Raw genomic sequence first — 26,005 nt, 5'->3', positions numbered from 1 at the left:
CTTCATAGGCGATGCAACAGTCCTTTATCCATGACACAACCCCGCCTCAGGGCGCATTATGGGTCATCATTTTCGCGTATGCGCCATGCCGTGTTACGCACGCAGGCCCCACACCGCAAAAAGATCCCGCCCCATGACCGTGCCAGCCCCTACCGCCCCCCGCTTCCTGCCCGGTGAGAAGCTGGCCCTTGGCCTGTGCTTCGTGTTTCTGCTGTGGGCCAACTGGGTTACGCCGCTCTGGGCCGATGATTACTGCCGCACCATCCCGTTCAGCCCGCGGATGATCTTCCATATCGTGTGGGGCAACTATTTTTTCTGGACCGGGCGGTGGTTCATCACCCTTGTCACCTTTTTCATTCTCGACCTGCACCATTATGGCTCGCTGGTCGCGTTTGCGGTGGTGAATGCAGGCGTATTCGTGTTTCTGGTGCATGTAGTGGTGCATATGTGCAGGCGCGAGGCGGGGCATGAACCCGATCCTTCGGCGCGCACCGGGTTTGCGCAGTGCCTGCTGGTTTTTCTGATGTTGTGGTGGCTGCCACGCACCATTGCCGAGGTCGCCTTATGGAAAACCGGCGCCATTGGCTATCTGTGGGCTGTTGCGGGCGAGATGTGGATCCTCTCGCGGGTGCTGGCGGGGCGCACGCGCATGAACGCGGCGCAGTACGGGGCGGTGTTCCTGATCGCCACGGCCATGGAATCGATCTCGCTCCTGATGGCGCTGTTCCTGCTGGGGTGGGCCGCATGGGCGTGGAAAAACAGCCGCCCCGTGCCCTGGGCGCTGGCGGCAGGCCACGCGCTGGGCACATTCACGCTGGGCATCGCACCTGGCAACTACGTGCGGGAACGCCTGATGACCCCAAGTTCGCCGCCCGACCGGCTGGATGCGCTGATTGGCAATCTGGGCAGCCTGTTCGACCCGTTCTGGGTGCCATTCGTGCTATTGATTGGCATCGGCCTGTTTGTAGGCCGACGGCAGCTGCGCTTTCCCGCCTGCCTGCGCTGCGGGCGGGGCTGGATGTTTGCCGCACTGGCGCTGGCCTACATGCTGCTGCTGCTCATTTTCCCCCGCCAGGCACTGGCGGCCCGGGTATCGTATCCGGCCAGTGTCTTTCTGGTGTGCTATCTGGCCTGCCTGCTGTTTTCATGCCCGGTGGGGCCGGTTTTCAGCCGGGTCATGGCGGTTACCTGCGCGGGGCTTGCCGTCATGCATCTGGCCATTGTCATACCCGACCTGACGCTGCTGGCCCGCATCAGCCATGACTGGGCGGTGAGCACCCGCGCGCAGGTGGCGCGTGACCAGCCGGTCGTACTGCATCAGGTCACCATGGGGCCACGACACAAGCTGCTTTATGTGCACAAGGACATCATCTTCGTTGGCATCAACCCCGACCCGCGCAACCAGCTGACCATGTGTTACGCATGGGCCATGGGGGCATCCTCCGTCAGGGCGGTACCCTGACGGACCATGGCGTGCGGTATTATTCGCTGCTGCCATTGGTGGGCGGCGGCGGGGGCGCACCATTGCCACCGGGCTGGCCACCCTCGGGCTGCTGGTTCTGCTGCGCGGCCCCTTCCCGCTCGGCCTTGCGGGCATTGTGCCGGCGCACCATGCCTGCGGCACAGCCTGCCGCAGCGCCACCCTTGCCGTGACCGCTGCCAACAAAATGCCCGGCCACCCCGCCCGCCACGGCGCCCTTGACGCAGCCGCCCGGCTCGGCATGGGCTGCAACCGGCAGGGCAAGAGCCGCCGTGGTGGCAAGGGCAAGTGCGGTAAGCCTTGAAAACATATTATATCCCATCTGGTCTGTGTCTGCCCAAGGCAACGGCAGGGCGGCCCTGGAGTTCCCCGGCACAAGCGATACGCCCCCCGTGATGCCAATGCGCCAGATCAAGGGCCTGGGAGGGAACGGCAGTCATGCAGGGCGCATGGTTGCCAGCGCGGAAGTCCTATTCCATCGTGACGCATCACGTAACGGAGAGAATTCCATGAGCAAAGAACCGACCGACGTCATCCACGCAGCCCTGATCCATGCCGCCGCCACACTTACGGCAGCCAAAAAGGACGTGATGGAAAAGGCCTCGCCCGATGAGGTGAAGAAGCATTTCAAAACCTTCCTGCACGCCATTGAAAGCGGCTGGCGCGAGCATGAGGCGGCTGATCACCACCACTCGTAAGCGCGGTTGTATTCAGACCAGCAGGGGGAGGCGTGCGCAACGCCTCCCCTTTTTCATATACCTTCAGCCACGAGGTACAGATGCGTGGAACACCCAGACCGCTTTACAGAAAGGTCAATACCCGGACGCGGGGCGTAAAACATGGTTCAGGTCAAAAATTCAGTCGGGACCGGCACACAAAAAAAGCCCTGAACAACCCCTCCCTGCAGGCTTCCATGCATGGTGGCCAGCAGCATGGGCGCGATTATACGCCGCTGTTCCGGTTTTTATTATCACGCGTTGGGCAGAGATGGGACGATGTATTCAGGGAAGCCTGTGCAAGGCTGGACGGCACCGCGCCGATATTCTGGATGGTCGCAACCTGCGAAGCGGACAGGTGCGCTTACTTCCGGGCGGACGAAAATTCTTATTTCAGCGGTCTTTTTGTGGGTGAGGATGGCATCCTATCCCTCGTTGCGCCGGAGATGAACGAGGACAGCCTGAAACCCACATGCGCCTGCTGCACGCATAGTTTTAATGGCAAGGTGTTTACACAACGCTTTGGCACGTAATGTCTGGTCAATCTGATATGAATGATCTATTTTTACCTGAATTTTATACAATGAAAAAAGAACATTATTATGGATATCTTCCCTGTTGAAAAAATACGGACCTGATCCATATAGCTGATTTATTTGTTATAAATACCATGCGCAGGCACAGCGTTTCTGGAATTGCAGGTATTGTTTCATATAAATTTGGAGCAGAGCTGAAAATTGAATTCAAAAAAGATTATACCATAGACAATGTCGAATTCAGGATCCCGTATGGAACATTTGATAAATCCGGATTGTTTTACAAAATTATAAAGCTGTTCATGATAATAAAAATGAAATCGATACAAAAATAGATGATGTTGGCTTCTCGGCGCCTTCAACAGGTGTCGGTTTCTTTTCCTGTAAATTTGACAAAAGTCTTGATGTCAAACTCGATGCCGTGACCGTTTCCCTGTAAAACGCGAAGGCACAGACAGGTCATGCTGACGCATCAATACTGACTTATAAGAAATGCCGCCTTTTTCAAAAGGCGGCATCCAGAAAATTTCATCAATGCGTTGTTTCAAACACGCGCCTTAACGGTGACCCGTAAAGAACTGGCTCATGTCACCCTTGGTGTCATGCCCCCAGTTATCCAGCTTCTTGCCGGTGCGGTCGCCCCAGTCCTTGGCGCTATCGGTGCCTTCCTCGGCTTTTCTGTGGGCCTTGTGCGCGGTATGGCGCGTGCCTTCCTTGGTCTCGTGCGCCTTGAGCCGCACTTCGCATTCGGCATGATCGGTTACGCCATCGCACGAATCAGCCAGTGCTGGCGCAAGCGTCGCCACGTTCAGGCCGGTTGCACACAGCACTGCCGCAATCACTGTCTTTTTCATGATGTCTTTACCTGTCCGTCCGTTTTCTGTTGCGGCAGGGCACCCTTAGGGGGCACCCTGCCCTGTCATTGAACCAAACGCTCAAAAACGGTCCGGGTTGCCTTAAGCCCCGTTGCGGAAGTCGAGCACCACGCGGCCTGCTACCCGGCCATGTTCGAGATTATCGAAAATGGTGTTGATGTTTTCGAGCCGGTCGGGGCTGACCACGGTGCTCACCTTGCCATCGGTGAAAAAGGACATCGCCTCGATCATGTCGAGCCGCGTGCCCACGATCGAGCCGCGCACCGTGGTGCCATTCATGACCATGTCAAAGATGGAAAGCGGGAAGTCGCCTGGCGGCAGGCCATTGAGCACCACCGTGCCGCCGCGCCGCGCATAGCCCACGGCCTGGCTGAAGGCCTTGTCCGACACCGCCGTGACCAGCACGCCATGCGTGCCGCCCGTCTGCGCGCGAATGGTGGCAACCGGATCTTCCTTGAGCGCGTTGACGGTTACGCGCGCGCCAAGTTTTCTGGCCTCGGCCAGTTTTTCATCGCTGATGTCAACGGCGCCCACGTTCAGTCCCATGGCTACGGCATACTGGATGGCCATCTGCCCAAGTCCGCCCGCTCCGGAAATGGCCACCCATTCCCCTGCCCGCGTATCGGTCATCTTCAGGCCCTTGTACACGGTCAGCCCCGCGCACAGCACCGGGGCGGTCTTGATCGGATCAATGTCCCTGGGCAGGTGGGCGACGTAATTGGGATCGGCCACCACATATTCGGCAAAGCAGCCATTGACCGAGTAGCCGGTATCCTCCTGCTTTTCACACAGCGTCTCCCACCCGCCCAGGCAGTGCTCGCAATGCCCGCAGGCGGAATACAGCCACGGCACGCCCACCACGTCGCCATTCCTGATCCAGTTGACGTTGCTGCCAACCTCGACCACATGGCCAATTCCCTCATGGCCGGGAATGAACGGGGGGTTGGGCTTGGTGGGCCAGTCGCCGCGCGCGGCATGCAGATCGGTATGGCAGACGCCGCAGGCATCCACCTTGACCAGAATCTGGTTTGCGTTGATCTGCGGAATATCGAGTTCCTCGATCGTCAGCGGCTTGCCAAATTCCCGTACTACCGCCGCCTTCATCTTGCCAGCCATCTTGCACCTTCAGTTTCACTGCCCTGCCCTAAGCGGGCCGGTGTTGCACCTTGCCGCCCGCCAGCCCGGTCAGGGCGGCGGGGGCGGCATCCGGAGTGTGACTCTTTCACCGGGGCGGCAGATCAACCTTGATCTGTATCAGGCTGGCCCGTGCCCGTGGCGGGCAGCAGACATGCCATCAAGCCCACGGGCCAGATCAGCCACCAGCGCCTCGCCCGCTTCAAGCCCGATATGCAGGCGGCAGGTTGGCCCGGCCTGCGTCACCGACGGGCATTGCCGCGAAATGCCGCCCGTGGTGGGCAGCACCAGGCTTTCATATCCCCCCCATGAGGCCCCGATGCCGAACAGGGAAAGTCCGTCAATCATCGCCACCATGTCATCAGTGGTGAAAGCCGCGTCAAACACCACGCCAAACAGCGAGGACGCGCCGGTGAAATCGCGCTGCCAGTATTCATGGCCGGGGCACGATGGCAGGGCCGGGTGCAGCACGCGCGCCACCTCGGGCCGACCCTCGAGCCACAGCGCCACGGCCAGCGCGGTTGCGGCCTGCTGCATCTGGCGCACGCCCATGGTGCGCAGGCCGCGCAGGGTCAGCGCACAGTCATCGGGGCCTGCCACCTGCCCTGCCTGAATGGCGACATCACGCAGGGGGCGCCAGTCGGCCTCGCTTGCCACCGTGACCGCGCCGATAATGGTATCGGAATGGCCGGAAGGGTATTTGGTCAGCGCCTGCACCGACACATGCGCCCCATGGGCAAACGGGCTGAACAGGCCGATACCCCATGTGTTGTCCACGATCAGGCGCGCGCCGGTTTCAGCCGCGAGGCGGCCCAGCATCGGCACATCCTGCACCTCGAATGAATGGCTGCCGGGGCTTTCGGCAAAGATGATGCGGGTATTGGGCTGGATCAGGCCGCGCAGTTCGGCCTCGGTCGCGGTGGGGGGGAAGTAGGTGATCTCCACGCCAAAGCGGCGCAGCACCTTCTCGGCAAAGCGGCGGGTGGGGCCATAGACGGAATCAGCGAGCAGGCAGTGCTCGCCCGCCTGCGCATAAGCCAGGAACGGCAACGCGCAGGCCGCCAGCCCCGAGGGCACGAGCTGCGCATGCGTACCGCCCTCGATGTCGGCTATGGCCTGCTCCAGCCGGTGGCCAATGGGCGTGCCCATGGCGCCATAGATCAGTTCATCCCCATAACGTCCCTGCCCCGCCTGCTCCATCGCCCCGACGCTGGAGAAGAGCACGGTGGAGCCCCGCTCGGCAGGCGGGTTGACGAATACGCCCTTTCCCCCCTGCGGCGCATCACGGCCAAGGGGCACGAGCCGGGGCGAGAGGTCGCGCCAGCCGCGCACCACGCTTTCCAGCAGGTCTGCCGGCACCAGGTTCATCGGATCGGTCATGCTGCCTGTCCGCCCTTACGCGCCGCACACGATGGGCGCATCGGGCGTCGAGGCCCACTCCGCCCATGAGCCATCATACACCACCGGCTCGCCAGCACCCATCTGCGCGCAGACCAGCCCCAGCGCGATCATGCATGCGGTCATGCCACTGCCGCACGAGCAGGTGACGGTGGTGGTGTCGGTCACGCCCAGCGTCTCGAATTTCGCCTTCAGCGCCGCAACGGGCAGGAAACGACCGCTGTCATCGAGCAGTTCGCCATAAGGCAGGCTGCGCGCGCCGGGCATGTGGCCGGATTCAATGCCCGCGCGTGGCTCGGGGTCGCGCCCTTCAAAGCGGCCACGGCTGCGGGCATCAAGGATGAGGCCGGGCACGCGCCCGTGCACGATGTCGAGCACGTCACCCGTGCCGTGCAGCCGATCATAGCGCGGGCGGCTGATGAAAGGCGCAGGCGTGGTCAGGTCCGGCCCGCTTTCCAGCGGCAGGCCTGCACTTTTCCATGCAGGCAGGCCACCTTCAAGCACCTGCACGCTTTCATGGCCGAACAGGCGCGTCAGCCACCACGCGCGCGCGGCACAGGCCATGCCGTCCTGATCATAGAACACGATGCGCTTTGTATTGGCCATGCCGCGCTCGGTGGCAAGGCGGCTGAAGCGGGCCTGACCGGGAATGGTATGCGGCAGGGGAGAATCCGGATCGGAAAAACTATCGATATCAAAGCGCACCGCACCGGCTATATGTGCGTTGGCAAAGCGTTGCTGCGGGTCGAAGGCCTGCCCGGGCAGAGCCATGGAGGCATCGAGCACAAGAATATCACCACCATTGTGGATGGCCTGCGCCAGATCACTGGCTGAGATCAGCGGATGCATACCTTCTCCCGGTCTTCAAGCGATTGCGTGTTCGGCAATAAGGTGCAGCATACACGACGGGAGCGGAAGTCCTGAACATTTGTCTTTCGTTTCATGGCAGGAGGAGATAGGCCACCGATATGGTCGAACGTATCATGATGGGTTTGATGCTGGGGGGGATCGCATTCGGCTGCGTTCTCATCCTCTATCCGTTCCTTACGGCCCTGCTCTGGGCCGCGATCCTGACCTTTTCCACCTGGCCGGTGTTCATGCGGCTGCGCGCACGCATGTCGCTGCTGCCCGCAGCCCTGGTCATGACGCTGCTCTGCGCGCTGGTGCTGGTGGTGCCGCTGGCCATCGTGGTGTCGAGCAGCATTGCCGATGTGCCCGCCACCTTGCAGTACATGGTCAACGCCATTGGCGCGCTGCACCTGCCGCCGCTGCCCGCGCGTATTGCCCATATCCCGCATTTCGGCCCCGAAATTGTTGAAAAATGGCAGAAATGGTCGGCCGATGTCGGCAGCATAGACCAGGTCGTGCGCCCCTATGCCGGGCGCATCGGGCAGTCGGTGCTCAGCGCCATGATGCAGCTTGCCAGCGGGCTGGCGCATCTGGCCATGGCGCTGTTCATTTCCTTCTTCTTCTGGCTGGGCGGCGACGCGCTGGGCAACACGTTCGTGGCCGTGGTCAGGCGCATCGCGGGCGTGTATGCCGACCGGATACTGGGCATCGTGGGCCGCACCATACGCGGCACGGTTTACGGCATTCTGGGCACGGCCATCATCCAGGGCATCCTGACCGGAATCGGGTTTGCCATCGCGGGCATTTCCAGCCCGGTGCTGCTGGGCGCAGTTACCGCCTTTGTCGCGGTGCTGCCCATCGGCGCGCCGCTGATCTGGATTCCCGCCTCCGTCTTCCTGCTCATCACCCACCATCCCGGCTGGGGCATTTTCCTGCTGCTGTATGGCACCATCATCGTATCGGGTGCCGACCACATCATCCGCCCCATGTTCATTGCCCGTGGCGCGCAGATGCCCTACCTGCTGACGGTGCTTGGCGTGCTTGGCGGCGTGCTGACCTTCGGGGGGCTGGGCATTTTCCTTGGTCCCGTGCTGATTGGCGTGGGCTATACGCTCACCGCCGAATTCGCAGCGGGCGACGTGCGCCGCCGCGATCCCGTTCCTGATGAAATCCGCGAGCCGTTTATCGAACCATGACCCTTGCCCGCCCCTATCTCCGCCTGCCTTCCGTCCAGCCGCGCCACGGCACGCCGCCACGGCTGGACCTGACCCCGCCCGCGCGTGAGGGAGATGGGGTCAAGATCATCAGCTGGAACCTGCTGCGCCGCATTGGTGCGACAGTGCGCGACGTGATCAACCTGATCCACGCCGAGCGCCCGGACCTTCTGCTCATGCAGGAGGCCACGGTGGAAATCGACACCCTGCCCACCCTGATTGGCGGCCACTACGCGCGCTCGCCCCTGCCCGGGCGCATTCACGGGCTGGCATGCTGGAGCCCGTGGCCCTATCGCCGCCAGCCGCTGACCTGCACCCTGCCCGCGGGCACGCTCATCCGCCGGGTGGCGCAGGTGATCGAATGCCGGTCGCTTGTCGTAGCCAACGTGCATCTTTCACACGGGCAGTTGCTCAACCGCCGCCAGTTGCGCCGCATCGTGCAGCTTTTGCCGCATCGGGCTGCCATATTGGGGGATTTCAATCAGGTTGGCCCGGCGCTGATCCGCCATTTTCAGGATGTGGGGCCACGTGCGCCCACCCACCGCATGGCCGACATGCTGCCCATACGCCTCGACCGCTGCCTGGTGCGCGGCCTGACCTGCGCCGAGCGGCATGTAATCGAGAATTACGCCTCCGACCACCGGCCCATATCGGTCACGCTGCGCCCCACGGGCAGCCGCGCCTAGAGGTAGGGCAGAAAGAGGCGGGCCGCCGCATCACGCAGCTTGCGTACGAACGGGCGGCGATCGAGATCATGGTGCGTGAGCCTGATGTGGCGGTGGCTGGCGATGAAATCATCAAGCGAGCCCGCCAGCGCAGCGTCATAGGTTTCGAGATTGATCTCGAAGTTCAGGCGCAGGCTGCGCACGTCGAGGTTGGAACTGCCCACGAACGACCAGTGCCGGTCCACCACCATGAGCTTGGAATGGTTGAAGGGCGGCCGCGCCATCCAGATCCGGCACCCTGAATCCAGAAAGCGCGGCAGGTTGGCCGCCCGCGCCCAGTCCAGCAGGGTGTGGTTGCTGTGCGCGGGCACCACGATATCCACCTCGATGCCGCGTAGCGAGGCCAGTTCCAGTTCGGTCAGGAACCGGTCATCAGGCAGGAAATACGGCGTCATGAGCCTGATGCTGTGCCGCGCCATGGTGAAGGCCTGGAGCATGGTGTACTCGATCTTTTCCAGATCCATGTCCGGCCCTGCGGTCACAATGCGGCTGGGCGTTTCGCCACAACTGGCCTGAGGGGGGAAGAAGACGTGCGCCGTCAGTTCCTCGCCCATGGTGAAGGCCCAGTCCCGCGCGAAGGCCTCGCTCAACTGGTGCACGACCGGCCCCCTGAGCTGGAAATGCGTGTCTGATACCAGGTGCGCAGGGTGGGAGGCGGCGATGTTTTCCTCGCCGATGTTCAGCCCGCCCATGAAGCCGGTCACCCCATCGACCACCAGAATCTTCTTGTGGTCGCGCATGTTGATGAACGGCATGCGCCACGGCAGCATGGAATGCATGAACTGCCCCACCGGCACGCCTGCATGGCGCAGGATGCGGGCGACCCCGCAATTGAAATAACCCGACCCCACGCCATCGACCAGCACGCGCACTGCCACCCCCCGCTCGTGGGCCCTGATCAGGGCATCACAGAACTGGCGGCCAATGCTGTCGGCGCGGAAGATATAGGAGCACAGCAGCACGCTGCGCTCGGCCGCGTTGATGGCGGCCAGCATGCGCGGGTAGACCCTGTCACCATCATGCATCGGCTCGATGGCGTTGCCGCCCAGCAGCGGGCGGCCGGTCAGCTTGCCCACCATGGAGCCCAGCGGGGCGAAGGCCCCCTTTTCATCGCAGCGCCACTGCGAGGACATGGTCCGGCTGCGCCACGGGTGCTGCCCCGCCATGCGCCGGGCACGCCGGTGCACGCGGTTGATGCCGAACATGAGATAGAGGATGCCGCCCGTAAGCGGCATGAGCACGGTCACGCCAATCCAGCCAATCGAGGCCCCGACATCACGCTTGGTCAGGAGCACATGGATCACGACCGGCACCACAAAGCACAGCCGCAGCACAAGCAGAGCCAGATCCCATATGGTCAGGGAATAAAAGATCATGTCACCTCATCCTGCTCCAGCCCGGTCATGTCTCCACATGCTCTTATCCTACCCGCCGGGTTTTACACAGCCACGACCCGGTGGGGCGAACATGGTTTTCAAACAACCTATTGATAAATAATAACAAATGTTTCCGTCTGTCGCCTTTTGTCAAAAAAGCGACAGGCTTTGATGGCTGTAGCCACATGCCTGCTGGACTGGCATCCGAGAAAGCCTGTAAAAAACGGGACATGATCGCACGCCCGCCTGCCCTTCACCGCCAGCGCCGTGGCAGACGCGCCTTTGCTGATGGCCTGGCCGCCGAACAGGCCGCTATGGCCGACCTGCGGGCAAAGGGCTGGCAGGTGCTGCTGCACCGTGCCCGCACGCGGTGGGGGGAAATTGATATCGTGGCCCTACGCGCAGGCTGTCTGGCCTTTATCGAGGTCAAGGCGCGCCCTTCCCTGCTGGCAGCGGGCGAATCGATCCGGCCCGCGCAGGTCACGCGCATCATGAATGCGGCCGAGGCACTCTGCGCCGCCAATCCGCACTGGACCTATGACAGCATGCGCCTTGATGTCTGCGCGGTGCTGCCGGGCAATGTCATTGAATGGATACCGGACGCCTTCAGGCAGTACTGAGCACGGCCTGCTTCGTTACAATAAAGAACGCCGCCTTTTCGAAGAAAGGCGGCACCCATAAACTTTTATTATTTTGCCTGAAGTCTGTTTTCAGACAGGCGCTCAGGTGCGATGGCGGCTAGGCGCCGGGTGGATATGGTGGGTTACGCTGCCATGCGGGTGATAGACGATGGTATGCACCATCGTGTGCTGCGTATGGGCGATAGAGCCATGATGCGCAGCCAGCACTACGGGCGCATGACCCCTGCCCGCTGCCGGGTGATAGGCCACATGGCGCACCGGCGGGGGCGGCGCGATCAGCGCGCCCAGCGTGAGCCGGTCAGCCTCGTTCTCGGTGACCGCATGGGTGCGGGCATGGGCGGGGGTGGCGATGCTTCCAATCAGACCTGCGCCAAGCAGCAGCATTGTAGCAGAACGCAAGTCAGTGTAGCGCATCAGGCCCCCTTGTTTTTTTTCAAATGCAAGGGAAAGCTAGGCGAAAGCGGTAGCATGACGCAAGTGATGTTATGCCCCAAATACAGAACGGGCGGAACATTTCTGCTCCGCCCGCCGTTTTTACTGCCCTCGGGCCGCCCTGATCAGGCAGCGGCGGTGGCAATGCCCTTCTCGGTCAGGAGCTTTTCAAGCTCACCGGTCTGGTACATCTCGGTCACGATATCGCAGCCGCCAATGAACTCGCCCTTGACGTAAAGCTGCGGCACCGTGGGCCAGTTCGAGAAGTCCTTGATGCCCTGGCGCAGCTCGGGGTCAGCCAGCACGTTCTCGGTCTTGAAGGGCACGCCAAGATGCTTGAGCACCTGCACCACGCGCGCGGAGAAGCCGCACTGCGGGAAGTTGGCATCACCCTTCATGTACAGCATGACAGGGTTGGCATCGATCTGCGCCTGAATGCGCTGTGCGATTGTTTCGGCCATAATCTTGTTTTCCTGCTTTGGGGGTAAGGATATCGCTTTGGGGTCAGTCGGGCGTCTGGGTCTGCAATGCCAGCGCATGCAGCTTGCCGCCCATGTGCCCCTGTAACGCGTCATAGACCATCTGGTGCTGGCGCACGCGGGGCAGCCCGCGAAAGGCCTCGCTCACCACGCGGCAGGCATAGTGGTCGCCATCGCCTGCCAGATCATCGATCGTGATCTTTGCATCAGGCAGGGCCTCGCGGATGTAGGTCTCGATTTCCTGTGCCGTCATTGCCATGTGGCTTAAAACTCCTGCCCTATCGGTCCATCAGTCGCGGAAAGAATTCGGAATGCACCGCGAGCAGACGCGCCTTGGATATTGTGGACCCATTGGGCAATGTCAAACCCTCACCGCCCGAACGACCCAGCCTGCGGCATGGCACCCCTGCCTGTGCCGCAAGGGTGGCAAGCGCCTGCCCGTCACGCACGGCCACAACGTAGCGCGACTGGTCCTCGCCAAACCAGAACGCCTCGGGCCGCATGCCCGATTGCGGGGCGTCGAGCACGCAGCCCGCCTGCCCTGCCATGACCATCTCGGTCACGGCCACCAGCACGCCGCCATCCGCCACATCGTGGCAGGCGGCAATCGTACCATCAAGGATCAGCCCGCGCACGAAATCGCCATTGCGCCGCTCGGCGGCCAGATCGAGTTCGGGCGGCTCGCCATCCTGCGCGCCAAGAATTTCACGCAGCCAGATCGACTGGCCCAACTGACCCTTCGTCTCGCCAAGCAGCATGACATCGCAGCCCTCGGGCATTTCCAGCCCAACCGCCTGGCGCACGTTCTCCAGCACGCCAAGCCCGCCAATGGCAGGCGTGGGCAGGATGGACTGCGACGTGCCATCGGGCGCGCGCGTCTCGTTATACAGCGAGACATTGCCGCTCACGACCGGAAAGTCGAGCGCGCGGCATGCCTCGCCCATGCCGGCGATGGCATCGACGAACTGGCCCATCACCTCCGGCTTTTCAGGCGAGCCGAAGTTGAGGTTGTCGGTCACCGCCAGCGGGCGGGCACCCGTGGCCGTGATGTTGCGCCAGGCTTCGGCCACCGCCTGCGCGCCGCCAAGCTTCGCATTGGCGCGGCAGTAGCGCGGCGTGCAGTCGGTGGTCAGCGCCAGACCGATTTCCGTATCCTCGACCTTGACGATCGCGGCATCGGCAGCCCCCGGCCTGCGCACCGTCTGGCCGCCCACCGTGCTGTCATACTGGTTGTAAACCCACGCGCGCGAGGCGAGGTCCGGGCAGCCGATCAGACGGATCAGCGCCTGCTCCACACCCACGGGGTCGATGATCGGCTCCATCGGCTGCGGCTTTTGCGCAGGCGCCGTGGGGCGATGATAGACCGGGGCCTGATCGGCCAGGGGTGCGAGCGGAATCTCGGCCTCGACGTCGCCCTTGTGGCGGATGACGATATTGCCGGTATCGGTCAGGTGGCCGATGACGGCAAAATCGAGCTCCCACTTGTCAAAGATGGCGCGGGCCTGCTCTGTGCGGTCGGGGCGCAGCACGATCAGCATGCGCTCCTGGCTCTCGGACAGCATCATCTCATACGCCGTCATGCCACGCTCGCGCTGGGGCACGTGGTCGAGGTCAAGGTCGATACCAACGCCGCCCTTGCCCGCCATTTCCACGGCGGAAGAGGTCAGGCCAGCCGCCCCCATGTCCTGAATGGCCACGATGGCATCGGTCGCCATCAGTTCGAGGCAGGCCTCGATCAGCAGCTTTTCAACAAACGGGTCGCCCACCTGCACGGTCGGACGCTTGGCCAGCGCATCCTCGTCAAACTCGGAGGATGACATGGTGGCCCCATGGATGCCGTCGCGCCCCGTCTTGGAGCCGACATAGATCACCGGGTTGCCCACACCTGCCGCAGCCGAGAGGAAGATGCGGTCCTGCCGGGCAACACCTACGGTCATGGCATTGACCAGCGGGTTGCCATCATAGGCGGGGTGGAAGTTGATCTCGCCGCCTACGGTCGGCACGCCCACACAGTTGCCATAACCGCCCACGCCGCGCACCACGCCATCAACAATGCGGCGGGTCTGCGGGTTGTTGGGGTCGCCAAAGCGCAGGGCGTTGAGGTTGGCCACGGGGCGCGCGCCCATGGTAAACACATCACGCAGGATGCCGCCCACGCCGGTGGCAGCGCCCTGATAGGGCTCGATGAAGGATGGGTGGTTATGGCTCTCCATCTTGAAGATGGCGGCCAGCCCCTGCCCGATATCAACCACGCCCGCGTTCTCGCCGGGGCCATGGATGACCCACGGCGCCGTGGTGGGCAGGGTCCTGAGATAGGCGCGTGATGATTTGTACGAGCAGTGCTCGGACCACATCACCGAGAAGATGCCCAGTTCCGTGAACGTGGGCGTGCGGCCCATGATGGACAGGACATTGCCGTATTCTTCCGCCGTCAGGCCGAATTCGCGCGCCAGTGCCTCATCAACGGTGCGTTGTGCCTTTGCACTCATCCGACCAGAGCCTCCACAAGTCCCGTAAACAGGGGTTTGCCATCCTCGCCGCCCATCAGCGGATCAACCAGATCCTCCGGGTGGGGCATCATGCCGCAGATGCGCAGGTTCTCGCTGAACACGCCGGCAATGGCGTTCATCGAGCCATTGGGGTTGAGCTGCGGGTCGCCTGCGTCCAGCCGGCCATTCTCCGCCACGTAACGAAAGGCCACGCGGCCGGAATCCTCCAGCATGCGGACGGTCTCGGCCTCGGCAATGTAATTGCCATCGCCATGCGCCATGGGGGTACGATATACATCGCCCTTAGCCCAGTGGCGGGTGAACGGCGTGTCGTTGCGCTCCACGCGCAGCCAGCAATCCTGCGACAGGAAGCGCAGCGCCGCGTTGCGCAGGAGCGCGCCGGGCAGGAGCTGCGCTTCGGTCAGGATCTGGAAGCCGTTGCACACGCCCAGGATATGCCCGCCTTTGGCCGCGAACTCGCGAATGGCCGCCATGATCGGCGCATGTGCCGCCATGGCGCCACAGCGCAGGTAATCGCCATAGCTGAAGCCGCCGGGCAGCACCACAAGGTCCAGCCCCGCAGGCAGGGCCGTATCACGGTGCCAGACCATGGCCGGGGCCTGCCCGGTCACGCTGCGCAGCGCGATGGCCATGTCACGCTCCCGGTTGGTGCCGGGAAAAACTACAATCGCCGCCTTCATTTGCCGCCGCCGCAGGGATAGGATTCATGCAGCGCCGTGAACACGACCTCGCCCGCCGGGCGGCTCAGGTCGTCGCGGTGGCTCTTCATCCAGTTCACGACCTTGCCGCGCATGTCTGCCGTAGGCGTGGCAGATGCAATGCAGAAGGCTGGCACGTCCTTGCTGTCCTTTTCCGCATTGCGCTCGAACAGATGCGCAAGCGTTACCGAATCCGCAACGCCGGAGATATAGGCATCACAGATGCCGGTGCCTGCGGGCTTGGTGCACAGCGAGCCAAGCCGCGCGCCATCAAGGCGCGAGACACGCTGGGCGGATGCATGGGCTGCGGGCAGGCCTACGGCCAGGACGCAGCCAAGGGCAAGAAGGCGGGCGATCTTCATCCAACGACCTCCGTTGTGAAATCCTCGATCACGAGATTGGCCAGCAGGGCGCGCGCCATGGCATCGGCCTGCGCGCGGGCGCGCTCGCGGTCGGTCTCGTCAACCTCAAGCTCGATCACGCGGCCAATGCGCACCTCGCCCACATTGCCAAAATCGAGCACATGCAGCGCATGTTCCACGGCCTTGCCCTGCGGGTCGAGCACGCCTTCCTTCAGCATGACGGTCACGCGCACCTTCATTGCATTACCTCCGGTCCCTTCATGTCGGAATTCGTGGCCTCGGGCAGGATACCCAGGCGCATCGCAACTTCCTGATAAGCTTCTTCAACCTTGCCCATGTCCTTGCGGAAACGGTCCTTGTCCAGCTTCTCGCTGGTCTTGGCATCCCACAGGCGGCAGTTATCGGGCGATATTTCATCCGCCAGAACGATGCGCATGTTGTCGCCCTCGAACAGGCGGCCGAATTCCAGCTTGAAATCGACAAGAATGATGCCGATGCCCATGAACAGGCCACACAGGAAGTCGTTCACGCGCATGCTCAGCGCCACGATGTCTTCCATGTCGTGCGGACAGGCCCAGCCAAACGCGGTGATGTGCTCCTCGCTCACCATCGGGTCGTTCAGGGCATCGTTCTTGTAATAGAACTCGATGATGGGGCGCGGCAGGCGCGTGCCTTCCTGAATGCCCAGCCGCTTGGACAGCGAGCCCGCCGCCACATTGCGCACCACGACCTCAAGCGGAATGATCTCGACTTCGCGGATCAGCTGCTCGCGCATGTTGAGGCGGCGGATGAAATGGGTGGGAATCCCGATATCGTGCAGGCGCAGCATCAGGTGTTCGCTGATACGGTTGTTCAGCACTCCCTTGCCGGTAATGATGCCCTTTTTCGCGCCGTTACCAGCGCTGGCATCATCCTTGAAATACTGCACGAGCGTGCCCGGCTCGGGCCCCTCGAAAAGGATCTTGGCTTTTCCTTCGTAAAGCTGGCGGCGGCGGCCCATACTCGTCCTTCACATAACGCTGTGGGGACGGGCCGGGAGCGGCCCCTCCCCTGATCTGCAGGATCTGTTTGCGGCATGATCCCCAATGGTCCGCATGCCATAGCAGCGTTCCGGGCGGGAAGATACCATATTTACCTTAAGCCCGTGGCTGTGGCGCACCGAGATCGATGGGCCGGTAGCCCACGCGGTCGGGCGCACCTGCGGCAAAGAACCACGACCGGCGGTCATCTTTTGCCACCCCGATGGCCGATGAACTGCACGTGCCAAAGCCCGAGCGCGGCGGGATGTTGAGTTCGCTGCCCGCAGGCAGCGAACGGTCGGCGAGCAGCGCGGTCCAGGCGGTCCATCCCGGCGGCACGGGCCGGATTGCTGCCCGAAAGCGCGGCAGGTGGCGGGCAATGCGCGGCATGCCCATGTCATCGGGGTCGGTGGTGGCGACCATGTGCACGCCGGGTGCGAGCTTTTCCACCTGCGGCTGGCCGTAGCCCGGGCCGCGGATGAAGAACGCATCAGCCCCGTCCGCCACGATCATGTTGAACGAGCGCCATGCCCCTGCATCAATGGTGGCGATGTGTTCCACCGCCGCCCGCGCCGTATCAAACCGCCCTGCCAGCAGCGGCAGCGCCCCGCGCGAGTTCTTGCCCGGCATGGGGCCAAGGCTGCCCACGCGGTTCATGATGCCTGCGACCACGCCCGCATCATTGAGCGTGAGCCACGAGCCACCGGCTACCTGGTCCTGCCCGCCAGTGACATTGGGCTGGTCGGCCCAGTGCCGCCCCGGTGGCAGCCAGGGCCGGTCGAGGCGTTCGTCACGGTTGGCCGCCATGAGCAGCGGCCAGTCCTGATCCGGATCGTGGGAAATGACGACTGTGCACACGCCTCGATATCCTGCTGCTGTTTTCCGTCAGGGCACGGGGCATCAGCTCCGTGCGGGGCCTGCCTCACCAAACACGCGGGTGAAGGTATGGTCGATCTTGCCCAGATGGGCATTGCTGTCCATCGCCGCATCGAGCACTTCCGCCGGCACCCGGCCCGCCACTTCAGGGTCGGCAGCCAGGTTCTCGCGGAAGGTCCTGCCATCCTTGTGGCCCAGCTTCGTCCATGTTTCCATGGCGTTGCGCTGCACGATGCGGTACGCATCCTCACGCAGGATGCCCGCGCGCGCAAGGGCCAGCAGCACTTCGCCCGAATGCACAACACCGCCAAGGCTCTCGATATTGGCCTGCATCTGGTCGGGATAGACCACCAGCTTTTCCATCATGCCCGCAAGGCGCATGAGCGCGAAATCGAGGCCGATCGTGCCATCGGGGCAGATATTGCGCTCGACGGAGGAGTGGCTGATGTCACGCTCATGCCACAGCGCCACGTTCTCGAGTGCGGGAATGACATGCGAGCGCACGAGGCGGGCAAGCCCGGTCAGGTTTTCCGACAGCACGGGGTTGCGCTTGTGCGGCATGGCCGAGGAGCCCTTCTGCCCCTTGTGGAAGAACTCTTCCGCCTCGCGCACTTCCGAGCGCTGAAGGTGACGCACTTCGGTGGCCAGCCGCTCGATGCCGCTGGCAATGACCGCAAGCGCGCAGAAATAGGCTGCATGCCGGTCACGCGGAATGACCTGGGTGGACACGTCCTCGGGCTTCAGGCCCAGCTTTTTGGCCACATAGTCCTCAACGCGGGGGTCGATATGGGCGTAGGTGCCCACGGCGCCCGAAATGGCGCAGACGGCAATTTCCTCACGCGCGCGGACAAGGCGCTCACGGTTGCGGGCGAACTCGGCATAATGGCCCGCGATCTTCAGCCCGAATGAGGTCGGCTCGGCGTGGATGGCGTGGCTGCGGCCGATGGTGAGCGTGTATTTGTGCTCGAACGCGCGACGCTTCAGCGCTGCCAGCACGGCATCGACATCCTGCAGGAGCAGGTCGGTCGCCTGCACCATCTGCACCGACAGGCAGGTGTCGAGCACGTCCGACGAGGTCATGCCCAGATGCACGAAGCGGCTATCGGGGCCGACCTTCTCGGCCAGCCAGGTCAGGAAGGCGATGACATCGTGGCGTGTTTCGGCCTCGATCTCGTCAATGCGGTCAAGATCGACCTGCGAGAAGGCGGCCATGGCGGCATCGCCCTTCTCGCGGATGGTCCTGGCGGCCTCGGCCGGGATCGCACCGTATTCCGCCATGGCCTCGCAAGCGAGGGCCTCGATCTCGAACCAGATGCGGTAGCGGTTCTCGGGGGACCAGATGGCGGCCATGACGGGGCGGGTATAGCGCGGTACCATGTTCTCGGGCTTCCTTGGCTCAAAAAAGGCGACACAATCAGGTTCAGGCCGCCTTCCTAGCCAATTCTGGCGCGTGCGTCTCCCTTATATTCACGCCGCATTCCGCGCATGGCATACAATCTGTCATGACAGGCATGATTGCATGTTGTACGCGCACGGCGGCATAAAGCACCTGCCACGCCTGCCGAACGGCGGCACGACCTTTCCCTCAGGAACTTCTCTGCCCATGTCAGCCATTTTTTCCCCGTCTTCCCTATACGCACTGGCCCAGGTTATCCTGATTGACGTGACCCTGGCGGGTGATAACGCCATTGTGGTGGGCATGGCGGTGCGCAACCTGCCGCAGCAGTCACGCCGAATCGCCATATTGTGCGGCGTGCTGGGGGCTGCCGTCATCCGCATCGGGCTGGCGCTGGTGGCGGTCAGGCTGCTGGCCATCATCGGGCTGACACTGGCGGGCGGCCTCCTGCTGATGTGGGTGTGCTGGCGCATGTTCCGCGAGATGCGCGGTGATGGCCATGCCGAAACGGATACCCCTGCCCCCGGTTCCCTGCGTAACGCCATCATCCGCATTATCGTGGCCGACCTGTCCATGAGCCTGGACAATGTGCTGGCCGTGGCCGGGGCCGCGGGCGAGCATATGGGCGTGCTGGTGAGCGGGCTGGTCATATCAGTGGTGCTGATGGCGGTTGCGGCCTCGCTCATTGCCAGGCTGCTGGAGCGGTACAAATGGATTTCGTGGGTGGGGCTGCTGGTGGTGCTGGCGGTGGCCATTGAACTGATCGTCAAGGGCGGTGGCGAGGTCTGGACGCATGTGGGGCATGGCTGATGCCGCGCCTCACGCCCCTCCTTCTGCGCCCCGGATGCCTGCGCCAATGGGGTCGGGCAGCCTGCCTTGCCACCGTCATGGCGGGGCTGGCCACCCCTGCGCCTGCAGCCACCGCACCGGCGGAAAGCGACTGGCCCACGCCGCGACAGGCCGCCACGGGCAATGCCGATGATGACCCCATCGCGGCCAAGCTGCTGGTCTATCTGCGCCTGCTCTCGGGCAATGGCGGCACGGCGGAGGAATACGCCACCTTCCTGAACGAAAACCCCGCCTGGCCCCAGCGCGGCCTCCTGCTCGCCCACTACCAGCAGGCCCTGGCGGGCGAAGCGGATGATGCGGTGGCAGGCGCGCTGTGCCCCCGCCTGCCGCTGACTGACGTGTACGCCCTGCTACGCTGCGCCCATGCCAGCCCCGCCCCCGCAAAACTGGCGGCCTGGGCACGTGATGCATGGATCAACCGCGCCGACAGCCCCACGGATGCACAGGCCCTGCTGGCAGGCTTCGGGCCACAGTTTACGCCACAGGACCACTGGCAGCGCTTTGACCGGCAGGAACGCGCGGGCAAGATGGATGCCGCGACCCGGCAGGTGGCGCTGCTTGAAGCCACGCAGCAGCCCGTGGCCCGCGCGCGTCTGGCTTTTCGCCGCAACGACCCGCAGGCGGAAGAGACCCTGAGCACCCTGCCGCCCGAGCAGCAGGCTGATGGCGCGCTGGTGCTTGACCAGTTGCGCTGGCTGCACCACGCGCAACGCCTCGATGAGGCGCTGGCCCTATGGCGCGCCCGTGGCGTGGACACCGAAAAGCAGCAGACCCCCGCCATTGCCACCGTGTTCTGGCGCGAGCGTGACGGGCTGGCGCGCGACCTGCTGCTGGCCCACCGGGTGGATGACGCGCTGTTCCTGGCCAGTGACACGGCGGATATCGGCTCGGCCAACCATTATGATGCCCTGTTCCTTGCAGGCTGGATCCGGCTGGAATACCTGCATGATGCCGAACATGCACAGGCCGATTTCGCCCCGCTGGCGCAGGCGGTGCCGGTCATTACCCGCAGCCGGGGGCTGTTCTGGGTAGGGCGTGCGCTCTGGGCGCGCGGGCGCCACGGCCCGGCCCGCGCGCAATGGACGCAGGCGGCAAGCCTTGCCAACACCTTTTATGGCCAGATGGCCATTGAATGGCTGGCGGGCAACCGCGCCAATCAGCTCATCACGCCCGAGCAGGCAGGCCGCCAGATCCGCGCGCGGCTACTGCGCGAGAGCGAACCCACCCCCGGCGTGGCCGATTCCGTGCGGTTCGACACCACCGACCTCGCCCGTGCCGCCGAGATTCTTGTGGCGTGGAACGACCGCCACCATGCGCGTGACTTCGTCCTTGCGCTTGATGCCCAAGGTACCAGCCCCACCACCCACGTGCTCGCCGCCCGCATGGCCACCCGCCTTGGCATGCCCGATGCCGCCGTGATGGTGGCCCGGCTGGCGGGCAAGGATGGGCTGACACTGGTGCATGAAGGCTGGCCGCGCGCCTGCGCGCCCCCCACAAGCACCCTGCCGCCCGATGTGGAACTGGCCATAACCCGGCAGGAAAGCGGGTTTGACGCAGGCGTGGTCAGCCCCGCCCATGCAGTGGGCCTAATGCAGTTGCTCGTGCCCACCGCGCGTGAAGTGGCGCGCAAGGCGGGCCTTAACGTGAATGTCAGCGCCGCCAGCCTGACCAACCCGGACCTGAACATGCAGCTTGGCGCAGCCTACCTGGCCGATATTGCCCGGCGCGTGGGCGGTGCCGTGCCCTACGTGGCGGCCGCCTATAACGCAGGCCCCCACCGCACCGATGGCTGGCTGCTCACTCTGGGCAACCCGGCGCGCGACACCCCGGTGCCCGATGCCATGCTGGACTGGATCGAGAGCATTCCCTTTGGCGAGACACGCAACTACGTGGAACGGGTGGAGGAGAACATGGCCATCTATCAGGCCACCGACCCGGCACTGGGAGCAGGCTGATGGCGCTTTCTGCCGCCCGCTTCATTGCAAGTTTCTGTGGCACCGGCTTTGCCCCACGCGCGCCGGGCACGGTGGGCTCGCTCGCCGCGCTGATCGTGGGCGTGCCGCTGCTGGGGCAGTGGATATGGATGGCGCTGGCGGTGCTGGTGGTGACCTTTGTCGGCTACCGCGCAACACAGCTTGCCTCTGGCGGGGAAGATCACGGCTGGATCGTGATTGATGAGGTAGCGGGCATGTGGATTGCCATGTTCCCCCTCGCCCCGCTGCCGCTTGCTGGCCTGCGCTGGGCCGATGGGCTGTGGCTGGCGCTGGCCTTCGCCCTGTTCCGCCTGTTTGACATTACCAAGCCCGGCCCCGTGGGCTGGTTCGACCGCAGGCATGATGCGCTGGGCATCATGGGTGATGACGTGGTGGCCGGACTTATGGCGGCTGCAATCCTGACAGGCATCCGTTGCCTTGCCTGATGCGTTGACACCCCTGAAAGAGGAGAACGCCGCGGATGTTACCTGACACCTTCCTGAGCCACATGCCCGATGCCCTGGCCCGCCTGCGCGCAGCAGGCCAGCGTGTTGTCACGGCGGAAAGCTGCACCGGCGGCCTGCTGGCTGCCGCCCTGACCGAAGCCGCTGGCGCGTCCGATGTCGTATGCGGCGGTTTTGTCACCTACTCCAACAGCATGAAACACCATGCGCTGGGCGTGCCGCTGAAACTGCTGGAAGAATACGGCGCGGTCAGCCGCGAGGTCGCCGCCGCCATGGCGCAGGGTGCGCTCGGCCATGCGCCCGATGCCAACCTGTCGGTCGCCATTACCGGCATTGCAGGCCCCGGCGGGAGCACGCCGGGCAAGCCGGTGGGGCTGGTCTGGTTTGCCGTGGCGGGTAGCGGCACCGTGCATACGGTCTCGCATAATTTTGCGGGGGAACGGTGGGATATCCGCACCCAGGCCGTGCGCGCGGCCCTTGGCCTGCTGCTTGACCACGCGGGTCGACTGGCCGCGGAATGAAGGGCGACACAATAATAAAAGTTCTGGGCGCCGCCTTTTTTTTAAAAAAAGGCGGCTTTTTTCTAAGCTTTTTGTAAAAAGCTTAACCAAAAACTTTCTTCTGTTTCAACGATATGCTGGCGCGGCCTAGTACCCGGCTACCGTGCTGCCAGTTTCGGGCACGTGAATGGGGCTTGAAGTCTGGCCCGTGCCCTGTGCCTGCACGGGGTGACCTGTGGATGCAACCGGCGCGGATGCCTGAAGTGCTGCACGGGCCTTCTGCAGGCTCTGCTCGTTCAGGTCAGCGGTCTCGGCATCGCTGCCGGGCGCGGGTGCTTCCACCTTGTGCGGCGCGGGCGAGGCTGCATGAGCCAGCGGGGCAGCGCACACAAGTGCCGCACCCATGATGGCGGGGAGGATTCTGTTCATGAAGTATTTCCCTGTCGTCGATACGGGAGATCAGGCGTTGCCTGCCTTGGCGGCGCTCACCTGCGCGGGCTCGGCGGCGGGCGGCGGGCCATAGATGTCACGCGCACGGCGGATGAAGGCCGAGACCATGAGGCGCACGGCCTCGTTGAACACCACCCCGATCGCGGCCTGCAACAGGCGGGACTTGAACTCGAAATCCACAAAGAAATCGACCAGACAGCCACGCGGCTCGGGCGTGAAGGTCCAGACATTGTTCAGATAACGGAACGGCCCCTTCTCGTAGCTGACACGAATGGTCGTGGGCGCTTCAAGCAGGACACGGCTGGTGAATGTCTCGCGAAAAGGGCCGAACCCGATAGTCAGGTCAGCCACCAGTTCGGTTGCGGTGCGCGTGCGTACGCGGGCACTGGTGCACCACGGCAGGAACTGGGGGTATTTCCCGACGTCGGCCACCAGGTCAAAAAGCTGGCTGGGCGAATAGGCAATAAGCCGACGTTCGGCATGGGTGGGCATCTACTTGATCTCCATTGCGCCACGCTCTGCCCGCAGGCGTTGCTCACGTGCGGCGCGTAACTGCGCAAAATCTGAATCCGCATGGTACGACGACCTTGTCAGGGGCGAGGAACTGACCTGCAGAAAGCCCTTCACCCGGGCCATGCCCGCATAATCAGCAAATTCCTCAGGCGTTACAAACCGGGCAACCGCCGCATGCTTGACCGTAGGCTGGAGATATTGCCCCAGGGTGATGAAATCAACGTCTGCAATGCGCAGGTCATCCATGACCTGCAGGATTTCGGGCCGTTCTTCGCCCAGACCCAGCATCAATCCCGATTTTGTGAAGATGGACGGGTCCATCCGCTTCACGTCATCAAGCAGGCGCATCGACTGGTAATACCGCGCGCCGGGGCGGATGGTGGTGTACAGCCGGGGCACGGTCTCGAGGTTGTGGTTGAACACATCAGGCCGGGCGCGGACCACAACCTCAAGCGCGCCGGGCTTGCGCAGGAAGTCGGGCGTCAGGATCTCGATGGTGGTGTCGGGCGCGCTGGCCCGGATCGCGCCGATCACGCGGGCGAAGTGATGCGCGCCGCCATCGGGCAGGTCGTCACGGTCCACCGATGTAATGACCACGTGCCGCAGGCCAAGCTTCGCCACCGCATCGGCCACACGTTCGGGCTCATCCGCATCAAGCGCGTTGGGCAGCCCGGTGGTGACATTGCAGAACGCGCAGGCCCGGGTGCAGATCTCACCCATGATCATCATGGTGGCGTGGCGCTGCGACCAGCATTCGCCAATATTGGGGCAGGCAGCCTCCTCACACACGGTCACGAGATTGTTGTCGCGCATGAGCCTGCGCGTCTCGTGATAGGTGGGGTGGTTGGGTGCCCGCACGCGGATCCACTCTGGCTTGCGGGCGATGGGGTTATCGGGCCTGTGCGCCTTTTCTGGATGGCGCAGCGTGGCTTCACCCTTCTTGCGGTGGTCGATCATCAAACGCACGGACATGATGCAAAAAATCCCGTAAACAGGCAGATAACCAGAAGTGAAACGCCTGCAGCACGACGTCAAGCATTCTTGGCGCCCTGGGCCGGGTGCTGGATCACAACCGCACGATCAGGGTGCGGTATGGCCCCTGCCCCCGGCCTCAAGCCGGCGGTCAGATATGCAGCGCCCCGTCATACGCGGCCAGCACGGCCTCGTGCATGGTCTCCGAGATGGTGGGGTGCGGGAAGACCGTTTCCTTCAGTTCCCCGTCGGTCAGTTCACCCGTGCGGGCGATCACGTAGCCCTGGATCATCTCGGTCACTTCCGCGCCAACCATGTGCGCGCCAAGCAGTTCGCCGGTGGCATCATCAAAGATGGTCTTGACCATGCCTTCGGGCTCGCCCATCGCAATCGCCTTGCCATTGCCGATGAACGGGAAGCGACCGACGCGGATGCTGTAACCCGCCGCCCTGGCCTTTTCCTCGCTCAGGCCAACGGAGGCCACCTGCGGGCGACAGTAGGTGCAGCCGGGAATGTTCATGGGGCTGATCGGGTGCACTTCGCGCCCCGCGATCAGTTCCGCCACCATCACGCCTTCATGGCTGGCCTTGTGGGCAAGCCAGGGCGCGGCCGCGATGTCACCAATGGCGAACACGCCCTTCTCGCCCGTGCGGCAGTAGGGATCGACCGTAATATGGGTGCGATCCACCTTGATGGCTGTGCCCTCAAGGCCGATATTCTCGACATTGCCGACAATGCCCACGGCCGAGATCACGCGCTCGACCGTGATGGGCGTGGTCCTGCCACCCGCGCTCACCTCGATCGTGACCGAATTCTCGCCCTTGGTGATCTTGCCCAGCTTCGCCCCGGTCAGGATCTTCATGCCCTGCTTTTCCAGCGCCTTGCGCGCAAAGCCGCTGATCTCGGCATCTTCCACCGGCAGGATGCGGTCAGCCACTTCCACAATGGTCACCTCCGCGCCCATGTTGCGGTAAAAGGAGGCGAACTCCACGCCAATCGCGCCCGAGCCGATCACCAGCAGGCTGCGCGGCATGGCCTTGGGCACCATGGCCTCGCGATAGGACCAGACCAGCTTGCCGTCAGGCTCGAGCCCCGGCAGCACGCGGGCGCGCGCACCCGTGGCCACGATCACGTTCGGCGCGGTCAGCACGGTGGTCTCCTTACCGTCCACGCTGACCGAGACCTTGCGGTTGGCGCCCGCCGTGCCTGCCAGCCTGCCAAAACCGCTGATGACCGTGACCTTGTGCTTTTTAAGCAGATGGGCCACGCCAGCCGAAAGCTGTGCTGAAACCGCACGCGAGCGCTTGACCACCCTGTCGAAGTCAAAGCGCACGTTATCGGCTGCAAAGCCGAACTCGCCAAGGTTGTGCAGCAGGTGGTTGATCTCGGAGGCGCGCAGCAGCGCCTTGGTGGGAATGCAGCCCCAGTTGAGGCAGATGCCACCAAGCTGGGAAGCCTCCACCACCGCGACCTTCAGCTTGAGCTGGGCCGCGCGGATGGCCGCAACATAGCCGCCAGGGCCGCCACCAATCACGATCACATCAAACTGTGTGGTGCTCATTGAACGC

At 63.5% G+C, this 26,005-nt stretch carries 30 protein-coding genes; 10 read left to right on the top strand and 20 right to left on the bottom strand.

Going from position 1 to position 26,005, the window contains the following annotated elements:
• Window positions 1-133: 133 nt before the first annotated feature.
• Window positions 134-1,462, top strand: coding sequence for a DUF6056 family protein (locus FMA36_RS12070; protein ID WP_159262550.1), 1,329 nt, complete (start codon window positions 134-136; stop codon window positions 1,460-1,462).
• A gap of 19 nt (window positions 1,463-1,481) precedes the next feature.
• On the opposite strand, the gene FMA36_RS12065 is transcribed toward FMA36_RS12070, so the two are convergent.
• Entirely contained in the window at window positions 1,482-1,790 is a 309-nt protein-coding gene (locus FMA36_RS12065) for a hypothetical protein (RefSeq protein ID WP_159262548.1), read from the bottom strand.
• Window positions 1,791-1,989: 199 nt separating this feature from the next.
• Between FMA36_RS12065 and FMA36_RS12060 the strand changes: the two genes are divergently transcribed.
• Window positions 1,990-2,178, top strand: coding sequence for a hypothetical protein (locus tag FMA36_RS12060; protein WP_078527645.1), 189 nt, complete (start codon window positions 1,990-1,992; stop codon window positions 2,176-2,178).
• A gap of 80 nt (window positions 2,179-2,258) precedes the next feature.
• Window positions 2,259-2,729, top strand: coding sequence for a hypothetical protein (locus FMA36_RS12055; protein ID WP_159262546.1), 471 nt, complete (start codon window positions 2,259-2,261; stop codon window positions 2,727-2,729).
• A gap of 560 nt (window positions 2,730-3,289) precedes the next feature.
• Here the strand turns inward: FMA36_RS12055 and FMA36_RS12050 are convergent.
• From FMA36_RS12050 to FMA36_RS12035, 4 genes are all read right to left on the bottom strand, one after another.
• Window positions 3,290-3,586, bottom strand: coding sequence for a hypothetical protein (locus FMA36_RS12050; RefSeq protein WP_159262544.1), 297 nt, complete (start codon window positions 3,584-3,586; stop codon window positions 3,290-3,292).
• 102 nt (window positions 3,587-3,688) lie between these two features.
• Window positions 3,689-4,723 carry an alcohol dehydrogenase AdhP gene (gene adhP, locus FMA36_RS12045; protein ID WP_159262543.1) on the bottom strand — a complete coding sequence of 345 codons (1,035 nt, stop codon included), beginning with the start codon at window positions 4,721-4,723 and terminating at the stop codon, window positions 3,689-3,691.
• A gap of 138 nt (window positions 4,724-4,861) precedes the next feature.
• Window positions 4,862-6,121 (bottom strand): cystathionine beta-lyase, encoded by a 1,260-nt coding sequence (gene metC, locus FMA36_RS12040; RefSeq protein WP_159262540.1) that lies wholly within the window; start codon window positions 6,119-6,121, stop codon window positions 4,862-4,864.
• Between the two features lie 15 nt (window positions 6,122-6,136).
• Complete coding sequence (locus FMA36_RS12035; RefSeq protein ID WP_159262538.1) at window positions 6,137-6,988, bottom strand: sulfurtransferase; 852 nt, start codon at window positions 6,986-6,988, stop codon at window positions 6,137-6,139.
• 119 nt (window positions 6,989-7,107) lie between these two features.
• Between FMA36_RS12035 and FMA36_RS12030 the strand changes: the two genes are divergently transcribed.
• Window positions 7,108-8,184 (top strand): AI-2E family transporter, encoded by a 1,077-nt coding sequence (locus tag FMA36_RS12030; protein ID WP_159262536.1) that lies wholly within the window; start codon window positions 7,108-7,110, stop codon window positions 8,182-8,184.
• Window positions 8,181-8,888 (top strand): endonuclease/exonuclease/phosphatase family protein, encoded by a 708-nt coding sequence (locus FMA36_RS12025; protein WP_159262534.1) that lies wholly within the window; start codon window positions 8,181-8,183, stop codon window positions 8,886-8,888. Before FMA36_RS12030 ends, FMA36_RS12025 begins: the two co-directional genes overlap by 4 nt.
• On the opposite strand, the gene cls is transcribed toward FMA36_RS12025, so the two are convergent.
• Complete coding sequence (gene cls, locus FMA36_RS12020) at window positions 8,885-10,303, bottom strand: cardiolipin synthase (RefSeq protein WP_159262532.1); 1,419 nt, start codon at window positions 10,301-10,303, stop codon at window positions 8,885-8,887. The genes FMA36_RS12025 and cls overlap by 4 nt on opposite strands.
• A 230-nt stretch (window positions 10,304-10,533) precedes the next feature.
• Between cls and FMA36_RS12015 the strand changes: the two genes are divergently transcribed.
• The gene (locus FMA36_RS12015) at window positions 10,534-10,923 is read left to right on the top strand and encodes a YraN family protein (protein WP_206065093.1); all 390 of its coding nucleotides are present in this window, start codon (window positions 10,534-10,536) and stop codon (window positions 10,921-10,923) included.
• A gap of 102 nt (window positions 10,924-11,025) precedes the next feature.
• On the opposite strand, the gene FMA36_RS12010 is transcribed toward FMA36_RS12015, so the two are convergent.
• The 10 genes from FMA36_RS12010 to purB form a co-directional block, all read right to left on the bottom strand.
• Entirely contained in the window at window positions 11,026-11,358 is a 333-nt protein-coding gene (locus FMA36_RS12010; protein ID WP_206065091.1) for a hypothetical protein, read from the bottom strand.
• Window positions 11,359-11,501: 143 nt separating this feature from the next.
• Window positions 11,502-11,837, bottom strand: a complete 336-nt coding sequence (gene grxD / locus FMA36_RS12005) for a Grx4 family monothiol glutaredoxin (RefSeq protein WP_159262530.1) — start codon at window positions 11,835-11,837, stop codon at window positions 11,502-11,504.
• Window positions 11,838-11,880: 43 nt separating this feature from the next.
• Complete coding sequence (locus FMA36_RS12000) at window positions 11,881-12,114, bottom strand: BolA family protein (RefSeq protein ID WP_159262528.1); 234 nt, start codon at window positions 12,112-12,114, stop codon at window positions 11,881-11,883.
• Between the two features lie 19 nt (window positions 12,115-12,133).
• Window positions 12,134-14,344 carry a phosphoribosylformylglycinamidine synthase subunit PurL gene (purL, locus tag FMA36_RS11995; RefSeq protein ID WP_159262527.1) on the bottom strand — a complete coding sequence of 737 codons (2,211 nt, stop codon included), beginning with the start codon at window positions 14,342-14,344 and terminating at the stop codon, window positions 12,134-12,136.
• Window positions 14,341-15,045, bottom strand: coding sequence for a phosphoribosylformylglycinamidine synthase subunit PurQ (purQ, locus tag FMA36_RS11990; protein ID WP_159262525.1), 705 nt, complete (start codon window positions 15,043-15,045; stop codon window positions 14,341-14,343). The genes purL and purQ overlap by 4 nt, the downstream gene beginning before the upstream one ends.
• Window positions 15,042-15,425, bottom strand: coding sequence for a Rap1a/Tai family immunity protein (locus FMA36_RS11985; RefSeq protein ID WP_159262522.1), 384 nt, complete (start codon window positions 15,423-15,425; stop codon window positions 15,042-15,044). Before FMA36_RS11985 ends, purQ begins: the two co-directional genes overlap by 4 nt.
• Window positions 15,422-15,664 carry a phosphoribosylformylglycinamidine synthase subunit PurS gene (gene purS, locus FMA36_RS11980; RefSeq protein WP_061274203.1) on the bottom strand — a complete coding sequence of 81 codons (243 nt, stop codon included), beginning with the start codon at window positions 15,662-15,664 and terminating at the stop codon, window positions 15,422-15,424. Before purS ends, FMA36_RS11985 begins: the two co-directional genes overlap by 4 nt.
• The gene (purC, locus tag FMA36_RS11975) at window positions 15,661-16,425 is read right to left on the bottom strand and encodes a phosphoribosylaminoimidazolesuccinocarboxamide synthase (RefSeq protein ID WP_061274201.1); all 765 of its coding nucleotides are present in this window, start codon (window positions 16,423-16,425) and stop codon (window positions 15,661-15,663) included. The genes purS and purC overlap by 4 nt, the downstream gene beginning before the upstream one ends.
• Window positions 16,426-16,561: 136 nt before the next feature.
• A complete protein-coding gene (locus tag FMA36_RS11970) occupies window positions 16,562-17,302 on the bottom strand; it encodes an NRDE family protein (protein ID WP_159262520.1) in 741 nt (246 codons plus the stop codon).
• A 42-nt stretch (window positions 17,303-17,344) separates the two neighbouring features.
• On the bottom strand, window positions 17,345-18,697 hold the full coding sequence (purB, locus tag FMA36_RS11965) for an adenylosuccinate lyase (RefSeq protein WP_159262517.1): 1,353 nt from the start codon (window positions 18,695-18,697) through the stop codon (window positions 17,345-17,347).
• 226 nt (window positions 18,698-18,923) lie between these two features.
• Between purB and FMA36_RS11960 the strand changes: the two genes are divergently transcribed.
• From FMA36_RS11960 to FMA36_RS11945, 4 genes are read left to right on the top strand one after another with little or no spacing between them, the layout of a single operon-like run.
• Complete coding sequence (locus tag FMA36_RS11960; RefSeq protein WP_061274195.1) at window positions 18,924-19,526, top strand: YjbE family putative metal transport protein; 603 nt, start codon at window positions 18,924-18,926, stop codon at window positions 19,524-19,526.
• Window positions 19,526-21,520, top strand: a complete 1,995-nt coding sequence (locus FMA36_RS11955; protein WP_159262515.1) for a lytic transglycosylase domain-containing protein — start codon at window positions 19,526-19,528, stop codon at window positions 21,518-21,520. The genes FMA36_RS11960 and FMA36_RS11955 overlap by 1 nt, the downstream gene beginning before the upstream one ends.
• Window positions 21,520-21,984 carry a phosphatidylglycerophosphatase A family protein gene (locus FMA36_RS11950; protein ID WP_159262513.1) on the top strand — a complete coding sequence of 155 codons (465 nt, stop codon included), beginning with the start codon at window positions 21,520-21,522 and terminating at the stop codon, window positions 21,982-21,984. The genes FMA36_RS11955 and FMA36_RS11950 overlap by 1 nt, the downstream gene beginning before the upstream one ends.
• 35 nt (window positions 21,985-22,019) lie before the next feature.
• Entirely contained in the window at window positions 22,020-22,523 is a 504-nt protein-coding gene (locus FMA36_RS11945; RefSeq protein ID WP_159262510.1) for a CinA family protein, read from the top strand.
• Window positions 22,524-22,649: 126 nt separating this feature from the next.
• Here FMA36_RS11945 and FMA36_RS11940 read toward each other — a convergent pair whose 3' ends face one another.
• From FMA36_RS11940 to lpdA, 4 genes are all read right to left on the bottom strand, one after another.
• Window positions 22,650-22,931 (bottom strand): hypothetical protein, encoded by a 282-nt coding sequence (locus tag FMA36_RS11940; RefSeq protein WP_159262508.1) that lies wholly within the window; start codon window positions 22,929-22,931, stop codon window positions 22,650-22,652.
• A 30-nt stretch (window positions 22,932-22,961) separates the two neighbouring features.
• Complete coding sequence (locus FMA36_RS11935) at window positions 22,962-23,444, bottom strand: type II toxin-antitoxin system RatA family toxin (RefSeq protein WP_159262506.1); 483 nt, start codon at window positions 23,442-23,444, stop codon at window positions 22,962-22,964.
• On the bottom strand, window positions 23,445-24,437 hold the full coding sequence (lipA, locus tag FMA36_RS11930) for a lipoyl synthase (RefSeq protein ID WP_159262504.1): 993 nt from the start codon (window positions 24,435-24,437) through the stop codon (window positions 23,445-23,447).
• A gap of 151 nt (window positions 24,438-24,588) precedes the next feature.
• Window positions 24,589-25,998: a dihydrolipoyl dehydrogenase gene (lpdA, locus tag FMA36_RS11925; protein WP_159262502.1), complete on the bottom strand. Its 1,410-nt coding sequence runs from the start codon at window positions 25,996-25,998 to the stop codon at window positions 24,589-24,591.
• Between the last annotated feature and the right edge of the window lie 7 nt (window positions 25,999-26,005).

The organism is Komagataeibacter xylinus, from assembly GCF_009834365.1.
GTDB classification, from domain to species: domain Bacteria; phylum Pseudomonadota; class Alphaproteobacteria; order Acetobacterales; family Acetobacteraceae; genus Komagataeibacter; species Komagataeibacter xylinus_D.
This window is presented reverse-complemented; position numbering and strand designations above follow the sequence as displayed.

What these genes read in the sequence shown, in the direction of transcription:
- FMA36_RS12070 (WP_159262550.1), top strand. Translation starts at nt 134, where the DNA reads ATGACCGTGCCAGCCCCTACCGCCCCCCGCTTCCTGCCCGGTGAGAAG.
- FMA36_RS12065 (WP_159262548.1), bottom strand. Translation starts at nt 1,790, where the DNA reads ATGTTTTCAAGGCTTACCGCACTTGCCCTTGCCACCACGGCGGCTCTT.
- FMA36_RS12060 (WP_078527645.1), top strand. Translation starts at nt 1,990, where the DNA reads ATGAGCAAAGAACCGACCGACGTCATCCACGCAGCCCTGATCCATGCC.
- FMA36_RS12055 (WP_159262546.1), top strand. Translation starts at nt 2,259, where the DNA reads ATGCGTGGAACACCCAGACCGCTTTACAGAAAGGTCAATACCCGGACG.
- FMA36_RS12050 (WP_159262544.1), bottom strand. Translation starts at nt 3,586, where the DNA reads ATGAAAAAGACAGTGATTGCGGCAGTGCTGTGTGCAACCGGCCTGAAC.
- adhP (WP_159262543.1), bottom strand. Translation starts at nt 4,723, where the DNA reads ATGGCTGGCAAGATGAAGGCGGCGGTAGTACGGGAATTTGGCAAGCCG.
- metC (WP_159262540.1), bottom strand. Translation starts at nt 6,121, where the DNA reads ATGACCGATCCGATGAACCTGGTGCCGGCAGACCTGCTGGAAAGCGTG.
- FMA36_RS12035 (WP_159262538.1), bottom strand. Translation starts at nt 6,988, where the DNA reads ATGCATCCGCTGATCTCAGCCAGTGATCTGGCGCAGGCCATCCACAAT.
- FMA36_RS12030 (WP_159262536.1), top strand. Translation starts at nt 7,108, where the DNA reads ATGGTCGAACGTATCATGATGGGTTTGATGCTGGGGGGGATCGCATTC.
- FMA36_RS12025 (WP_159262534.1), top strand. Translation starts at nt 8,181, where the DNA reads ATGACCCTTGCCCGCCCCTATCTCCGCCTGCCTTCCGTCCAGCCGCGC.
- cls (WP_159262532.1), bottom strand. Translation starts at nt 10,303, where the DNA reads ATGATCTTTTATTCCCTGACCATATGGGATCTGGCTCTGCTTGTGCTG.
- FMA36_RS12015 (WP_206065093.1), top strand. Translation starts at nt 10,534, where the DNA reads ATGATCGCACGCCCGCCTGCCCTTCACCGCCAGCGCCGTGGCAGACGC.
- FMA36_RS12010 (WP_206065091.1), bottom strand. Translation starts at nt 11,358, where the DNA reads ATGCGCTACACTGACTTGCGTTCTGCTACAATGCTGCTGCTTGGCGCA.
- grxD (WP_159262530.1), bottom strand. Translation starts at nt 11,837, where the DNA reads ATGGCCGAAACAATCGCACAGCGCATTCAGGCGCAGATCGATGCCAAC.
- FMA36_RS12000 (WP_159262528.1), bottom strand. Translation starts at nt 12,114, where the DNA reads ATGGCAATGACGGCACAGGAAATCGAGACCTACATCCGCGAGGCCCTG.
- purL (WP_159262527.1), bottom strand. Translation starts at nt 14,344, where the DNA reads ATGAGTGCAAAGGCACAACGCACCGTTGATGAGGCACTGGCGCGCGAA.
- purQ (WP_159262525.1), bottom strand. Translation starts at nt 15,045, where the DNA reads ATGAAGGCGGCGATTGTAGTTTTTCCCGGCACCAACCGGGAGCGTGAC.
- FMA36_RS11985 (WP_159262522.1), bottom strand. Translation starts at nt 15,425, where the DNA reads ATGAAGATCGCCCGCCTTCTTGCCCTTGGCTGCGTCCTGGCCGTAGGC.
- purS (WP_061274203.1), bottom strand. Translation starts at nt 15,664, where the DNA reads ATGAAGGTGCGCGTGACCGTCATGCTGAAGGAAGGCGTGCTCGACCCG.
- purC (WP_061274201.1), bottom strand. Translation starts at nt 16,425, where the DNA reads ATGGGCCGCCGCCGCCAGCTTTACGAAGGAAAAGCCAAGATCCTTTTC.
- purB (WP_159262517.1), bottom strand. Translation starts at nt 18,697, where the DNA reads ATGGTACCGCGCTATACCCGCCCCGTCATGGCCGCCATCTGGTCCCCC.
- FMA36_RS11960 (WP_061274195.1), top strand. Translation starts at nt 18,924, where the DNA reads ATGTCAGCCATTTTTTCCCCGTCTTCCCTATACGCACTGGCCCAGGTT.
- FMA36_RS11955 (WP_159262515.1), top strand. Translation starts at nt 19,526, where the DNA reads ATGCCGCGCCTCACGCCCCTCCTTCTGCGCCCCGGATGCCTGCGCCAA.
- FMA36_RS11950 (WP_159262513.1), top strand. Translation starts at nt 21,520, where the DNA reads ATGGCGCTTTCTGCCGCCCGCTTCATTGCAAGTTTCTGTGGCACCGGC.
- FMA36_RS11945 (WP_159262510.1), top strand. Translation starts at nt 22,020, where the DNA reads ATGTTACCTGACACCTTCCTGAGCCACATGCCCGATGCCCTGGCCCGC.
- FMA36_RS11940 (WP_159262508.1), bottom strand. Translation starts at nt 22,931, where the DNA reads ATGAACAGAATCCTCCCCGCCATCATGGGTGCGGCACTTGTGTGCGCT.
- FMA36_RS11935 (WP_159262506.1), bottom strand. Translation starts at nt 23,444, where the DNA reads ATGCCCACCCATGCCGAACGTCGGCTTATTGCCTATTCGCCCAGCCAG.
- lipA (WP_159262504.1), bottom strand. Translation starts at nt 24,437, where the DNA reads ATGTCCGTGCGTTTGATGATCGACCACCGCAAGAAGGGTGAAGCCACG.
- lpdA (WP_159262502.1), bottom strand. Translation starts at nt 25,998, where the DNA reads ATGAGCACCACACAGTTTGATGTGATCGTGATTGGTGGCGGCCCTGGC.